Here is a 16,662-nt window from a genome sequence, read left to right on the forward strand (position 1 = left end):
CTCTTTTTCCCATAACTTTGCACAAACCTAATCTAATGAGTAAAAAGAATACAAAGTACATCTTTGTGACAGGAGGTGTAACTTCATCTTTGGGAAAGGGAATCGTTTCTGCTTCTCTGGGACTTCTACTAAAATCACGCGGCTTTAATGTAACGATCCAAAAATTAGATCCTTATATCAATATCGACCCAGGAACTTTGAACCCTTATGAACACGGAGAGTGTTATGTAACTGAAGATGGTGCGGAGACGGATCTGGATTTAGGCCACTATGAGCGTTATCTTGATGCTCCTACATCCCAAAACAACAACGTTACTACAGGAAAAATTTACCAAACTGTAATTGAAAAAGAAAGAAAAGGAGATTTCCTTGGAAAAACAGTTCAGGTAATTCCTCATATTACTAATGAAATCAAACGTAGAATTAAAATCCTTTCAAAACAGAACTACGATATCATCATTACGGAGATCGGAGGAACTGTAGGGGATATTGAATCTTTGCCATACATTGAAACTGTTCGTCAGTTGAAATGGGAACTGGGAGAGAGCAATTCTATGGTGATTCACCTTACTTTACTACCTTATCTGGCTTCAAGTGGAGAATTAAAAACAAAACCTTCCCAGCACTCCGTTCGTCAATTGATGGAAAGCGGAATTATGGCAGATGTTTTAGTGTGCAGAACAGAACATAAAATTCCTAAAGATCAGAGAGCAAAACTGGCTCAATTCTGTAACGTTGCTTTAGAAAACGTTATTGAATGTAAAGATTTGGAAACAATCTATGAAGTTCCGATGTATCTTCAGAAGCAAAACTTTGATGATGTAGTATTGAAAGAACTGGATCTGAAAAGTGATAAAACAGCTGATCTTAAAGACTGGAAGAGTTTCCTTAAGAAATTCCAGAATCCTAAGAAAACAGTTGAAATTGCATTGGTTGGAAAATATGTTTCCCTTCAGGATTCTTATATTTCCATTGCTGAAGCTTTCAAACATGCAGGAGCTGACCTTGAAACTGAAGTAAAAGTAAGATGGGTATACAGTGGAGATATTACTGAAGAAAATATCAAAGATACTCTGAAAGGAGTGAATGGTATCCTTGTAGCTCCAGGTTTCGGAGACAGAGGAATTGAAGGAAAAGTTCTTACTGCAAAATATGCAAGAGAAAATAAAATTCCAATGTTGGGGATCTGTTTAGGAATGCAGATCATGACAGTTGAATTTGCAAGAAATGTTTTAGGGCACACCAAAGCGAATTCAGTAGAATTTGATACGGCAACTCCGGATCCTGTGATCTCATTAATGGAAGAACAGAAAAATGTAATTGATAAAGGAGGAACAATGCGTCTTGGAGCCTGGAAATGTTCTTTGAAAAATGGTTCTAAACTATTTGATATCTACGGAAGCAAGAATATTTCTGAAAGACACCGTCACCGTTATGAATTCAACAGTGATTATCTTCAGGAATTTGAGAAAAACGGTTTCCTTGCAACAGGTACAAACCCTGAAACAGGCTTGGTAGAAGCACTTGAGCTTCCTGATCACCCATTCTATGTGGGAGTTCAGTATCACCCGGAATATAAGAGTACGGTAGCGACACCGCATCCTTTATTCAGAGCTTTCATCAAGGCTTGCGAAAAGAAATAAGGTAATATTTTATCATAAACGTCTACACATAAACTCAGGCTGATTATTCTCAGCTTGAGTTTATTATATAGTAATGTATTATAGTATAGAGTTTTGATAAAAAAACAGTATTTTTGTCAGCTCAAATTTGCTGCAGATTTATCAGTTTTCTTATAGTTCTGTAGTAAGCTAAGAATAGGAAATTTTAATTATAACAAAAATAAAATGCAACAAAACAACGGAATCGATAAGAAGCAGATGATTAGTTTCGCGGTTTTATGCCTTGTTCTCTTCGGTTTTATGTTCTACTTCCAGAACAAACAAACGAAAGAAGCGGAGTTGAAAGCTCAGGAGCAGAAAACGGAACAGGTGAAAAATGCCGTAAAGCAAACTCAGGCAAACAATATCAATCCAAATGTAACTCCAGGCGCAATTCAGACCGCCAGTCTGTCAAACACAGAATTAAATGTTGAATTCTCAAGCTTAGGAGGACAGGTTTCTAAAGTTCAGCTTTCAAAATATAAAGCATATGATCACAAAACAGATAAAGCAGATCTTCCTCTTTACCTGATCAATAAAAATAATTCTAACTACGGTTTCCAATTTAAAGATAAAACAGGAAAAGTAATCAATACTAAAGATTTAGTTTTCTCACCTGCTGTTAATGGAAATGCGGTAACGATGACGGCTAATTATAATGGTGCTGTTATCCAGTTCATTTATACATTGCTTCCAAAATATACTTTAGATTTTAAAGTAAGAACTCAAGGTTTAGCCAATATCACATCTGACAATAAAGCAGATTTTATCTGGGATTACAATGTAAGAAACCTGGAAAAAGGTAGAGCTCAGGAGCAGTCTCACTCAGAATTCTCTTATGCTTTCAATAATTATAAGGATTATGATTATGATGGAAGAACTACAATGGATGAGGAGAAAGAAACGCTTAACTGGATTGGAGTAAAGCAGCAGTTCTTTTCTTCAGTGATTGAAGCTAAAAATGGTTTCACACATAGTAAAGGTAACCAGGAGACTGTTGAAGAAGGAGAGTATTTGAAGAAGCTAAATTATGAAGGTTTCGTTCAGATGACCGGAAGTGAATTGAATCAGGATTTTACCTGGTATTTTATGCCATTAGATCTTCCATTGTTGAAATCTTATGATAAAAATTTCGATGAGATTTTACCATTAGGATGGTCTTTTATCGGTTGGATGAACCGTTATTTCTTTATGTGGTTGTATAGTGTTATCGCTGGCTGGGGACTATCTGCAGGCTGGGTAATTTTTGTAATGACAATCATTGTGAAGTTGATCTTATCACCAATTATGTATAAGCAGCATAAATTGAGTGCAATGATGAAGGTAATCCGTCCGGAAATTGATGAAGCGAATGCTAAATTCAAGGATGCAGATCCAATGAAGAAGCAACAGGCTACAATGGAAATTTATAGAAAAGCCGGAGTGAATCAGATGGCGGGATGTTTGCCTGCATTGGTTCAGATTCCTATCTTCTATGCATTGTTCCGTTTCTTCCCGAACTTTATTGATCTTAGAGGGCAAGGGTTCTGGTTTGCAAAGGATTTAACGGCTTATGATGATTTGATCAAACTTCCGTTTAAAGTTCCTTTCCTTGGAGATCACTTAAGTATTTTTGCATTAGCTTGTACAGTTGTTATCTTGATATATACTGTAATGACTTCAGGAAATATGCAACAGCCTCAACAGGAAGGAATGCCAAATATGAAGGTTTTAATGTATATCTTCCCGATTACATTCCTATTCTTCCTTAATACTTCGGCTTCAGGTCTTTCATGGTATTATTTTGTATCGAATGCGATTAACATCTTAATTATCCTGATAATTAAATATCTGATCCTGGATGAAAAGAAAATCCATGCTCAGATTCAGTCTAACAAGGAAAAACCGAAAGCAGAAGGTAAATTCCAAAAGAGAATGAGAGAAATGATGGAGAAGGCTCAAGAGCAGCAAAAAGTTCAGGAGCAACAAAGAGGTAAAAAGAAATAATTTCTTAATTATAACATAAAAAGAGAAGCAATTGAATAATTGCTTCTCTTTTTTTTATTTGAATTTTATTTAGAATAATTTCAAATTTCTCATTCTGGCATGAGAATTTAATAATTGAAAATGAGGTATTTCAATCATATTTCAATCTGAAGGATTGTCTGTGATGAGATGTGGGACCATGCTTTATAAGGGCTTCCTGATGCTTTTTTGTAGCATAGCCAAAGTTGGTGTCCCAACCATACTCAGGATGTTCTTCATGAAGCTGAATCATTAATTTATCCCTGTAGTTTTTAGCTAGAATAGACGCTGCAGCAATAGATAAAATCTTAGAATCTCCTTTAATAATACATTGGTGTGGAATGTAATTATAAGGATGAAATTTGTTTCCATCTACCAGAATAAGCTCTGGAATTATGGTAAGTTTATCCAGTGCACGATGCATTGCATGAATACTTGCGTTAAGAATATTATGCTCATCAATAAACGAAGGAGGGAGCTCTGATATGGCATAGTCTTTCACATTGTCTTTAATGTAATTATCCAGTTCCATTCGGGTTTTGAACGTTAATTTTTTTGAATCATTCACAAGATTCTGTTGGAAATCATCGTCTAAAATTACCGCTGCAGCTACCACCGGACCGCTTAAACATCCTCTTCCTACTTCATCACATCCTGCCTCGATGTAAAGGTTTGACCAGTTTTTTATTAGCTCCATGAATTGTTTCTCAGAATGCAAAAATAGAAAATTTTACAGAAAGTTATTTTGTGTATTTTTTTTTGTTTTAATTATTGTAAATAGTATAATCTACTGTTTTTTGTTAATTGTGCGTTTTTTTTATTTAATTATATTTATAATGCATTTTTTTTAATAATGAATATATTGATTATGAAAAATTAACATTTTTTCTTGCTGATTTTAAGAAAGTTTCACATATTTGTAGGCAATAAAAATAATCATTCTAAACATGAAGAAATTAACTACAAGTGTTTTAGCGATCGCTCTAACTGCTTCCTTTGGAGTAGTGAGTGCGCAAAATACGCAAGGTGATACTTTAAAAGTTACTGACCTCCGTGAGGTTGTTGTTACGGGTGCTCTCGGTCTTAAGAAGAGACAGGATGCGATTGTTACGAGTAATAAAGTTATTGATACTAAGGAACTTAATCAAGCGGTGAACCCTAACGCAGCTCAGGCTTTGACAGGTAAAGTACCAGGTTTACAGATTAATACAACGAGTAACTCTGTTAATAGTCAGGCAAAAGTAACTATTAGAGGTCCGAGATCTATTTCAGGTAATAATGAAGCATTGATTGTTATTGATGGTGCAATATCTACATTGAGTATTTTTCAGCAGTTACCACCCGAAGTAGTTGAAAGTGTAAACGTTATTAAAGGTCAGCAAGGATCGGCTTTGTATGGAGAGAAAGGAAGTAATGGGGTTATTGTGGTGACAACTAAAAAAGGTTCCAAATCTGAAAAAATACAATTTACCTTAACATCTTCTATAGATGTATCTACAATTTACAAAACTCCAATCCGTCAGCAGCTTTATGGACAAGGTTGGACTGGTGAGCCTACTGACTTCAGTGATGTAGAATATGGAGGAACAAACTGGGTGCCTTACGAAAACGGAAGCTGGGGACCTGCTTATAATGACCCTCAAATTGGAGGACAGTCATTAATTGCTGGTTTGCCACAAGCTGACGGAAGTTTGATTTATAGCCCATATGCTCCTAGAAAAAATAACGCTGATAAGTTTTTTAGAAATGGAGTTTTGATTCAAAATGGTATTTCAATGAATGTTGGAGGAAGAGACTCTTACTCTTTCTTGTCATTTAACAGGGTTGAAAATGATTTTATGATCAAAGGAGATAATCTGAAAAGAAATACTGTATTCTATAAAGGTGGCAAGCAGCTTGGAAAATTAAGAATTGATGCTACTTTTAATTTTATTGATCAAAATACATCTCAAACCGGAGGAAATCTTTTCGGACAGCTTATCCAGACTCCTACCAATATCGATGTTAGAGCATATGAAGCAGGAGGGATGGATGGTCACTGGACAGCATTTTCCCGTAGCCCATATTGGTTAAGAGATCATTTACGTAATGATAATAATACGACGACTTTTAATGGTATTGTATCTTTAGGATATGAGTTTAACAAAAATATTAGTTTGACTTATACAGGTAATATGTCAACAATATCTAATGTAATTGAGACTCATACTGATGCATACGGACCTAATGAAGCTAAAACGTATAATGGTACAGGCACAGCTTATGACGGTACAAACTATCTGGATTACGGTGCTACAGCTATTACCTCTGCTTATAATAAAACGGTTAATAAAATCTGGAGATACTATGGAGACTTAATGTTAAACTTTAATTATGATTTAACTGATGATTTAAACCTTAAATTTAACTTAGGTAACAACATTCAGGATACAAAAGAAGATTATTCTCAGGTTGGAGGAACAAATCTGCAAATCCCGGGATGGTATAATATTCAGAATGTGCTTAATGCTACTCCTTGGTACAACCTTGAAAACGGTAAAATGAGAAAGAGAAGTGTAGCATGGTTTTCTAACTTAGATTTAGGATATAAAGATTACCTTTTCTTAAATGCAACTTATAGATTCGAACAATCATCTGCTTTAAGTATTCATGAGACACCTGCAGTAGGAGAGGCTAAAAGACCGTTGAGAAATGATGGGTATTCGTATTATTCTGCTGGGGTATCATTCATTCCGACAAAAGCCTTTAAAAACTTATCAAACGGAGATATTCTTACTTATGCAAAAGTAAGTGGAGGATTTACCAGAACAGGTAACTCTGTACTCGATGCTTATGCTGTTGATGAGATTGGAACTTTCCCAACAGGTTTCCCATTTGGAACACTGTCATCTTATATTATTAATAGAACGCCAGTATCACAGGATATTAAACCGGAATTCAACAATACTCTAGAAGCTAACTTGAGTTTAGGTTTCCTAAAAGATAGAATTACTTTTGATGGATCTGTTTATCAGACGAAGACAGATGGTTTGATTACCAATAGTGGTGTATCAAATGCAACAGGATTCAGTAATGTATTAGACAATGCCGGATCTATGAGAAACAGAGGTTTTGAATTAGAATTGGGAGTAACTCCGTTCAAGTCCAAAGATTTTGAATGGAATGTGAAAGGTTCTTATTCAAAATATAAATCTGTTGTAACAAGTTTGGATAATGGGGCTTTAAGTGTACCTAGAGGAGCTTCAGGTCAAGGAATACCAGCTGGTCTTTATGCTGTATTGGGAGGTAGTGCAAACACTATCATGGGAACTGCATACCAGAGAGATCCGGAAGGAAGAATCATTGTAGATGATCTGGGAATTCCTGTAGTAAGCAGCCAATATAAAGTGCTGGGTAAATTAGATCCTGATTATATTCTGGCCTTCAGTACATCTATTAGAGTTAAAGGTTTTACTATCAGTGCAGTGGCTGATTACAGAACTGGAAACAGTTTTGTTTCTGAAGCTAAAAACCTGATGTCTTATGTAGGTACATTAGAGAAGCAAGCTGATTTTAACCGTTCTAATGGTTATATCATTCCTAACTCTGTTCAGAATACTGGTACAGCTTCTAATCCTGTATATGTTCCAAACACCACACCGGTAGGTGATGATGCAAGTTATGCAGGTACAGTGAACTACTTTACTACCAATTATGGAAGTGATATAGCTGAAGAATTTGTAATTGATGGGACTGCTTTAAAAATTAGAGAAATTGCATTAAGCTATGCTATTCCTAAATCAGTACTAGCAAGTACTTTCATTAATAGTATGAGCATTGGGGTGTATGCCAGAAATCCATTTGTGGTATATGCGAAGGACAATAGAAACTTTGGTGATCCGGAAATGCAAACAGGTGCCAGCTTAGCAGTAAGCCAATATCCAACGGCCAGAAACTTTGGTTTTAACTTTAATATAACTTTCTAAAATTCTAAAAATGAATAAAATTAAATATATAATCTCATCACTTATTGTGGTAGCTTCATTAACATCTTGTAATAATTATCTCGATATTAATGAAAACCCCAATTCTATTCACGCTGAGAATATAACCCCGGAATTAATTTTTCCAGGAGCTGTTGCTCAGTCTTATAGAGCGCAGGCTGGTGATATGATGCAGTTTGGTAATTTAATGATGAACTCCTGGGCGGGAGATGTGTATCATTATGGTGGGCTATATCCCAATGAATTTTCTTTATCAGCTGTAAATAGCCAGTTTTATGATGGTATTTGGGATAATATTTACCAGAATGTCAATAACTTTGTAGTAATTGAAAGATATCCAAACGGTAATCATTCACAAGATAATTATATTGCTATGGCAAAAGTTATGAAAGCTTTCTATATGCAGTATATCGTTGATCTTTATGGTAATGCCCCTTATACAGAAGCATTTAAAGGTCAAAATAATCTTGCTCCTAAGTATGATAAGGACGTTGATATTTATAAATCACTTATCGGTAATCTTGATGAAGCAGTAGCTCTTATCGATGCAGAAGAAGATAATGCTGTAAATCCGGCAGAAAAGGATATTGTTTTTGGAGGTGATATGACTAAGTGGAAAGCATTTGCTCAGACTGTAAAACTTAGATATTTACTAAGAATGTCAAAAGTAACAGGTGATCTTGCTGCTTACCGTGATGGGCATCTTGCAGCATTAAGTTCTAGTACTAACCTGGGAGCTAATTTAATAAGTTCAGATGTAGTTGAAAAACCTGGTTATTCTACTGCCAATAATGATAAGTTGAATCCATTTGCATTTAATTATTATTATAATTCTACACCTACTGAAGTTCAGAATCATATTGTAATTACAGCTTCAGAACACTTAGCTATTGCTTTAAATGGTAATAACTTAGGGAATGTAGCACCGCAATATCAGAAATTTAATGGCCTTGTTGATCCTCGTAGATTCAGATTATTCACCAGTATAACCTACAATAGTGTTGGTCAGGTAAAAGGTGTGAGACAAGGTGCTACCTCAGGTCAGCCTGGTGCTCCTACAGATAACCAAAATGTATCAAAACTTGCTGCAGGGAATTTTTCAGGAGGTACTCCAGTTAGTAATGTTACAGGTGTTCTTAATGCATCAAATGCAAGAGGAGGAGTTATTATGTCTTTGGCAGAAGCAAAACTTATGCTGGCAGAAGCATCTTTAAAATATCCTGCATTGTTTACTGGTGGGCAGACAGCCTTCAATGATGGGGTTACTGCTTCAGGTCTGTGGGTAGGGGTTACTCCAGTAAATATGGGTACATATATTACAAATATTTCTACAAGACCTGGTTTGGGCTGGGTAGGTACTGATGCACAAAAAATGGAAGCAATCATGACTCAAAAGTGGTTGGCTCTTACTAATGTGAATCCTACTGAAATGTATATTGAGTATAACAGAACCGAACTTCCTTATAATCCTTTAGCTGTAAATGCAGTAAAATCAAGGAGGCCGTATAGATTGGTTTATCCTAATTCTGAATTTGCGACAAACTCAGCAAATGTACCAAACATTGCAAGTGATGTTGTATTTACTAAAAATCAATATACGCCTTTCTGGAATCAGAACTAATCTTACAAATTTAATATATTTTATTACCGCCTTCGGGCGGTTTTTTTTGTTTTAAGGACTAAGTTTTTTTTAATATAAAAATATGCCTAGCATAGCATGTGCGCTGGTTTTAGAATTTTTTTATCTTTTTATGGATTTCAAGTTGTTGACATTCAAATTGTTTAATCTCTTTTATGTGAAAATTTAATATAGATATTATCAATTTACATGATTGTTATTATTTCTTAAATGAAATTAACAATTAAGTAATTTGTTTTTGTTAAATATCTATTTTTTAACTTATTTTAATAATTATTTAGTTGTTTTTGTTTAAAAATATTAAAAGAAATGCAATTTTTTTAAATTTTGCTTTGTGGTATTAAGAAAGTTTTACAAATTTGTAGGGTACAAAATTAATTTGATATGAAGAAACTAACAGCAAGTCTTCTTGTTTTAGTATTATCTTCTTCTATAGCGGTTGCGAACGCTCAGCAGAAGAATGATACTATTAAAACAAAAGAAATTGAGGGTGTGGTTGTAACCGCACTCGGGATTAAAAGAGAGAAAAAATCTCTTGGTTATGCTTCCGAAGAAGTAAAGGCTGAGGCATTGACAGGTGGAACTACCAATACAGGAAACGTTGCAGGTCTACTTTCTGGTAAAGTTGCCGGTCTTCAGGTTAACACAAACAACAACTTTGGCGGATCATCAAACTTATTGATCAGAGGGTATAAATCTCTGTCAGGAGGATCTCCGCTTATTGTAGTTGATGGATCTCCAGTAAATAATGGAAGTGTTAAAGGAACTGTTTTTGATTATGGAAATTTCTTATCGGATATCAATCAGAATGATATTGAAAGTATAAATGTTTTAAAAGGAGCAGCAGCTTCTGCTTTATACGGAGAAAGAGGAAGTGACGGTGTAATTTTGATTGTTACTAAAAACGGACGTGGAAAACAAGACGGAAGTTGGGGAGTAACATTGAACTCAAACATCAATGTAGGTTTTATTGATAAATCTACTTTTCCTAAATATCAGTCGAGATACGGAGCTGGTTATGGACCTCAGTACGGTAATGATACCAATGGAGATGGTAATCCTGATGAATATTTCAATCATGACCCAAACACTGGAGAATTTCAGGTACCACTTACCGAAGATGCTTCTTATGGAGCTGAGTTTAACCCTAATTTGTTAGTTCGCCAATGGTATTCTTACGATCCGACATCTCCTTATTATGGGATGGCAACTCCTTGGGTAGCTGCTAAAAACGGACCTATTAAATTCTTTGAAAACCCGGTAACTTATGTTAACTCAATTTCATTAGAGAAAGGAAATAAATCATCGAATATATCTTTGTCTTACTCAAATATGCTTTCCAATGGTTTATTACCAAATTCAGATTTGCGAAAAAACAATTTAACTGCGAAGTTCAGTTATGACTTTACAGACAAACTTCATGCTACAGTATTTTCAACTTTAACAATTCAGGATACAAAAGGTAGAAATGAAACAGGATATTCTGATAATATTGTAACTGGATTCAGACAGTGGTGGCAGACAAACGTAGATATTTACGACTTAAGAGATGCTTATGCCAGAACGAATAACAGTAATAACACATGGAATAGAACTTCAGGAGAAAATGGAACTCCTGCTTATTGGAATAACCCATATTTCCAAAGATATCAGAATTATCAATCCGATTCCAGAACAAGAACATTCAGCTATGCACAGTTGAAGTATGATGTTTCTAAAAACTTTGGGATTACAGGAAAGTTATCTTACGACAATATGCAAATGCTAATTGAAGAAAGATTGGCCAATGGTTCATTACCTCAGGCTTTTGGAGCTTCAGGAAATAATGTGACTTCAGGATATTCCCGTCAGGATGTAAGAACTTCAGAGACCAACTTTGATTTATTTGCTAATTATAAATTCGATATCATGGAAGACTTAAATGTTAGTGGTATCGTAGGAGGGAATGTAAGAAGAAACCTAAGTGATGCAGTGTATGCAAGTACAGAAGGTGGTCTTGCAACTCCGGGATTGTATGCAATTTCTAACTCTGCAAGTCCAATCATCCCGCCGGATGAAAACTACGCAAAATGGCTTACATCCAGTTTATACGCAACGGCTTCTTTCGGATATAAAAATTTATTATTTGTAGACGGAACGTATAGAGTAGACAGAAGTTCAAACCTTCCAAAAGCTAATAATACTTATGATTACTATTCAGCAACCGGATCTTTAATTCTTTCAGAATTATGGAAACAAAACTGGTTAAGTTTCTGGAAAGTAAGAGCTAATTATGCAGAAGTAGGTTCCTCAACTGTGAATTATCAACTAGAAAATACTTACAGAGTAAGAGGAGGATTTGGAAGTACGGGATTGGTTAATCAATCATACTTCTTAGCAAATCCGGATCTTAAACCACAGAGATCAAAAGAAGTGGAATTTGGTATGGAAGCTCAATTCTTAAAAAACAGAATAGGCTTTGATATTGCTGTTTATAAAACACGTACTCTTGATCAAATTATCAATCTTCCGGTTTCCTCAGCGACTGGGTATAGAACATTCCTAGTAAATGCAGGACAGATTAATAATAAAGGTATTGAAGTCCAGTTAAATGGTACGCCGATTAAAAATTCTAACTTTAGTTGGGATATTGATGTAAATTGGTCTAAAAACGAAAATGAAGTAATTTCTCTATATGGTGATTCCCAAAACTATTTATTGGCACAATATCAGGGAGGTGTTTCATTAAATGCAAGAGTTGGTGAAGCATTTGGAGCTTTGGTTGGTTCAGATTATGTTTACAATGCCAATGGAGAGCGTGTTGTAGACCCTGCTAACGGGAGATATTTAAGAAATCCAAATCAGGTAATCGGAAATATTACCCCAGATTGGATTGGAGGTATCAGAAATAGCTTTACTTATAAAGGAATTTCTGTGAGTTTCTTAATTGATATCAAACATGGTGGAGATGTATTCTCTACAGATATGTATTATGGTCTTGCTACAGGTTTATATGAAGAGACTGCTGTAGGAGATTATAGAACAGCTGGGGTTATTAATCCAGGTGTAAATCCTAATGGACAAGTAAATACAACTCCTACAAGTGCTCCTGGTACTTTTGGTAACGTAGATGGATACAGAAGAATGCCAAACAGCAGATTTGTATATGATGCTTCTTATGTTAAGTTAAGAGAAGCTAGTATTGGTTACAGTCTTCCAAAATCAATTCTTGCCAATACTTCTATACAGGAAGCAAAAATTTCGTTAGTTGGAAGAAACCTTTGGATTATTCACAAAAACTTGCCTTATGCAGATCCTGAAGCAGGAACTGGAAACGGGTTAGCTTCAAAAGGAAACTCTATTGGAGTACTTCCTACAACACGTGACATAGGTATCAATGTAACATTAAAATTCTAAAAAAGCATGAAAAAGATAATTTTAATATTAAGTCTAATTTCTTTAACTGTGGCTACCACTTCTTGTGAACGTGATATCACATCTTTGAATGAAGACCCAAAACACCCATCAATTGTTCCTTCAGGGTTATTGGTGGCAAGTGCAGAACAGGCGTTAATATCGCAGATGCTAACCCCTAACGTTAATAATAATATCTCTAGATTCTTTACTCAACAATGGGCACAAACTACCTATGTTGATGAATCAAACTATGATATGGTAACAAGACCTATCCCAAGAAACCATTACAATGTAATGATGGCTTCAAGATCTGCTACAGCACATTCTGCGGGGGTTCTGTCTGCTCTTAGAGATGCTAAACAATTTCTTCAAAATGAAGGTGGAAGTGCCGTGAAGAAAAACAATAATGTAGCTATTATTGAATTGATCAGTGTATACACATGGGCAAATCTTGTTGATACATATGGGGATGTCCCTTATTTTGGAGCTTTAAAAGCTGTTCCAGGGAATCCGGGAGCTTCTGAAATCCCTTATGATGATGCAAAAACAATTTATCTGGATCTGATAAAAAGAATTGATGCAGCTGTTGCAATGATTAGTACCGCAGAGTCCGGATATGCTGATGACTTATTCTATAAAGGAAATATGTCTAAGTGGAAAAAAATGGGTAACTCTTTAAAATTCAAATTAGCAGTAACTCTTTCCGATGTTGATCCGGCATTTGCAAAAAATACTGCTGAGGCAGCTTATGCAGCTGGTTTATTCGAAAGTAAGGATGATAACTTTGGTTTAGCGGCTTTCCCATCAGGATTATTTGCTAATCCTGTATATCAGGAAGATGTACAGTCTGGTAGAAATGATCTTGTTCCTTCAGAAATGTTGATAAACTATATGAATTCTACTTCAGATCCTAGAAGAGCAAGATGGTTTGTAAAAGCAGATAGAGTATTCAACAAAATTACTGGAAAGTACGAGCCTAATACAGGTGCATATAAAGGAGGAGTTTATGGAAAAGGAAATTCATTTGTGAATTACTCACATATGACCTCTCCAAAAATAGATATTAACGGAGTTCCTGATATGGGAGAAGATAGTGATTATATGCTTTTCACAGAGAACGCTCAAGGATATTTGCTGGATTACTCAGAAATCTCATTCTTAAGAGCTGAAGCAGCAGCACGCGGCTTTACTGTTGGTGGAACAGCAGCAGGTCTATATGGAGAAGCTATCACTGCTTCTATGACAGAATATGGTATTACCCCAGCATCTGCATCTACATTCATTGCAGCAAATCCATATGATGCTTCAAACTGGAGAAAATCTATAGGTTTCCAGGCTTGGGTTGCCATGTTTAATAAAGGATTCCAGGCATGGAATTTTGCAAGAAGATTAAATTACCCTGTGTTTGAAAATCCTGAAGATTCTACAGTAGAATCTGTGCCGGTAAGAATGAAGTATTCTGATCAGGAATATTTGCTTAACAAAACTAATGTTGAGAAAGCTGCTTCAAAAATTGGAGGAGATAAAGTATCAACTAAAGTTTTCTGGGATGTAAACTAATGTAATGATCCTTTGAAATCAATAATAAATGGTATTCCTGTAGCAATACAGGAATATCTTATTTAAAAAATTATACAATACAATATGAAGTTTTTGATCGGGCTTATTGCCATAATGGGAATTGTTTCTTGCAGCAGTGATGATGACAGGAGTAATTCTAAAACAGAAGAAGTAAGTGTTAATGGTACATGGAAACCTTCCCGATATGAGTTTAAAGGGAAAAGCTATCCTGTATCCACTTGTGAAAAAAAAGGACAGATACTTATTAATACTGACTTTTCGGGAGTATACGAAAGATATGAAGCAGGTGCTGGAGCTGGGGAGTGTATAAAACCTGAATCCTATTCAGGGAAATGGGCTTATGATAGGATGTATGGTAAACTAACGCTTACTTATACGGAAGGAGGAGTGAGTAAAACATCACAGAAAACTGTCGAGGATTTCTCTGATACTGAACTGAAAATTGTTGATGGTTTTAAAAATGTAGATGGAATCCCAGGTAATGATGATGCTGTATTAGTTTATATAAAAGAATAAAAATACTTTAAGAAACCGCCTTCGGGCGGTTTTTTTATTTCCGTATATTTGTACTTCAAAATTTTGAAATGAATATTAAATATATTATAGAAGAAAAACTTTCAGAAGTTATTTTAAATGTATATCAGTTAAAAGACATCAAGCTGGAAGTTCAGGAAAATAAAACGGAATTTGAGGGTGATTTTACCATTGTTACTTTTCCGTTGGTGAAACAGTTGAAAAAAAATCCTGAAAGTATCGGGGTTGAACTAGGTGAAGCTTTGACAGAGCAGACGGAAATTTTTGAAAGCTTTAATGTAGTAAAAGGGTTCCTTAATGTTAAGGTTAAAAACCAATTGTTTGTAGATAACTTCAGATCTGTAAGCAAGAATTTCTCCACTATAGAAAAGAAAAATGCTACGGTAATGGTAGAATATTCTTCACCGAATACCAATAAACCCTTACACTTAGGGCACATCAGAAATAATTTATTAGGATTCTCAGTTGCTCAGATTTTAAAAGAAGCCGGATATGATGTGATCAAAACTCAGATCATTAACGACAGAGGTATTCATATCTGTAAATCAATGCTGGCTTGGGAGAAATTCGGGAATGGAGAAACTCCTGAAACAACGAATACCAAAGGCGATAAATTTGTTGGAAACTATTATGTAGAATTTGACAAAAACTATAAAAAAGAAATTGCAGAGCTTGTAGAGCAGGGAGTAGGAGAAGAACAGGCTAAAAAGGATGCTCCGGTGATGAAAGAAGCACAGAAAATGCTTCTGGATTGGGAGAATGGGGAAGCAACTGTAAGAGCGCTTTGGGAAGAGATGAATTCATGGGTTTATAAAGGATTCAATGAAACGTATAAAAGACTGGGTGTTGACTTTGATCAGGTTCAATACGAAAGTAATACCTATATTTTAGGAAAAGATCTTATTCAGGAAGGATTGGATAAAGGTGTGTTGTATCAGAAAGAAGACGGTTCTGTTTGGTGTGATCTTACCGATGAAGGTCTTGATCAGAAACTATTGTTACGTTCTGACGGTACTTCTGTTTACATGACTCAGGATTTGGGAACAGCCGTAGAGCGTTTTAAAGACAACAATATTCAAAAGTTGATTTACACTGTTGGGAATGAACAGGATTATCACTTCCAGGTTTTATTTAAAATTCTAAAAAAACTAGGATATGAATGGGCTGATCAGTTGTTCCACCTTTCTTATGGGATGGTAGAACTGCCTGAAGGTAAAATGAAATCCCGTGAAGGAACCGTAGTAGATGCCGATGACCTGATGCAGGAAATGTATGAAACAGCTAAATCTAAGGCTCAGGAATTAGGAAAGTTAGAGACACTTTCTGAAGAAGATAAAGAAATATCTTATGAAACAGTAGGGTTGGGTGCATTGAAATACTTTATGCTTAAAGTAGATCCTAAGAAAAAAATGCTTTTCAATCCGGCAGAAAGTATTGATTTTAATGGAAATACAGGGCCGTTTATTCAATATACTTACGCTCGTATTCAATCATTATTATCTAAAGCAGGTACTTTACAACCAGAAACAGCTGATATTGAATTAAATCAATCCGAAAAAGAATTGATTATGCAGCTGACAAACTTTAAGACTATAGTTGCCAAGTCAGCGGAAACATTAAGTCCGGCTTTGGTGGCAAACTATGTTTATGATTTGGTTAAGGCCTACAACTCTTTCTATCAGAATAACCCAATTCTGAATCAGGAAGATGAAAATGTAAAACAATTCCGTTTGAATATTTCAGATATCACAGCGAAGACGATCAAAAAATCGTTGGGACTACTGGGAATCGGAACTGTAAACAGAATGTAAAAATAGAAAGCCTCCTGAATTTTTCAGGAGGCTTTTTCATATATCAATAATCT

9 protein-coding genes are annotated in these 16,662 nt (G+C 35.3%); 8 read left to right on the forward strand and 1 reads right to left on the reverse strand.

All coding sequences use genetic code 11. The features are described 5' to 3' along the window. Window positions 1-35 precede the first annotated feature (35 nt). On the forward strand, window positions 36-1,643 hold the full coding sequence (locus tag LC457_RS10515) for a CTP synthase (protein ID WP_149833574.1): 1,608 nt from the start codon (window positions 36-38) through the stop codon (window positions 1,641-1,643). Window positions 1,644-1,847: 204 nt separating this feature from the next. After that, complete coding sequence (yidC, locus tag LC457_RS10520) at window positions 1,848-3,647, forward strand: membrane protein insertase YidC (protein WP_223599795.1); 1,800 nt, start codon at window positions 1,848-1,850, stop codon at window positions 3,645-3,647. A gap of 130 nt (window positions 3,648-3,777) precedes the next feature. Here the strand turns inward: yidC and LC457_RS10525 are convergent, their stop codons facing one another. Continuing rightward, entirely contained in the window at window positions 3,778-4,362 is a 585-nt protein-coding gene (locus tag LC457_RS10525; RefSeq protein WP_223599796.1) for a ribonuclease HII, read from the reverse strand. Window positions 4,363-4,612: 250 nt separating this feature from the next. Here LC457_RS10525 and LC457_RS10530 point away from each other — a divergent pair, with 250 nt between their 5' ends. The 6 genes from LC457_RS10530 to argS all read left to right on the forward strand — a co-directional run bounded on the left by LC457_RS10530 (window position 4,613) and on the right by argS (window position 16,609). Further along, window positions 4,613-7,630 (forward strand): SusC/RagA family TonB-linked outer membrane protein, encoded by a 3,018-nt coding sequence (locus LC457_RS10530; protein ID WP_223599797.1) that lies wholly within the window; start codon window positions 4,613-4,615, stop codon window positions 7,628-7,630. Between the two features lie 10 nt (window positions 7,631-7,640). Further along, window positions 7,641-9,269 (forward strand): SusD/RagB family nutrient-binding outer membrane lipoprotein, encoded by a 1,629-nt coding sequence (locus LC457_RS10535; protein ID WP_223599798.1) that lies wholly within the window; start codon window positions 7,641-7,643, stop codon window positions 9,267-9,269. Between the two features lie 402 nt (window positions 9,270-9,671). Beyond that, window positions 9,672-12,683 (forward strand): SusC/RagA family TonB-linked outer membrane protein, encoded by a 3,012-nt coding sequence (locus LC457_RS10540; RefSeq protein ID WP_223599799.1) that lies wholly within the window; start codon window positions 9,672-9,674, stop codon window positions 12,681-12,683. Between the two features lie 6 nt (window positions 12,684-12,689). Further along, complete coding sequence (locus tag LC457_RS10545) at window positions 12,690-14,243, forward strand: SusD/RagB family nutrient-binding outer membrane lipoprotein (protein ID WP_223599800.1); 1,554 nt, start codon at window positions 12,690-12,692, stop codon at window positions 14,241-14,243. 84 nt (window positions 14,244-14,327) lie between these two features. After that, complete coding sequence (locus tag LC457_RS10550) at window positions 14,328-14,780, forward strand: lipocalin family protein (RefSeq protein ID WP_223599801.1); 453 nt, start codon at window positions 14,328-14,330, stop codon at window positions 14,778-14,780. A 68-nt stretch (window positions 14,781-14,848) separates the two neighbouring features. Beyond that, entirely contained in the window at window positions 14,849-16,609 is a 1,761-nt protein-coding gene (argS, locus tag LC457_RS10555) for an arginine--tRNA ligase (protein ID WP_223599802.1), read from the forward strand. Window positions 16,610-16,662 lie beyond the last annotated feature (53 nt).

The sequence above is a fragment of the Chryseobacterium sp. GVT01B genome (genome assembly GCF_019970045.1).
GTDB lineage: Bacteria > Bacteroidota > Bacteroidia > Flavobacteriales > Weeksellaceae > Chryseobacterium.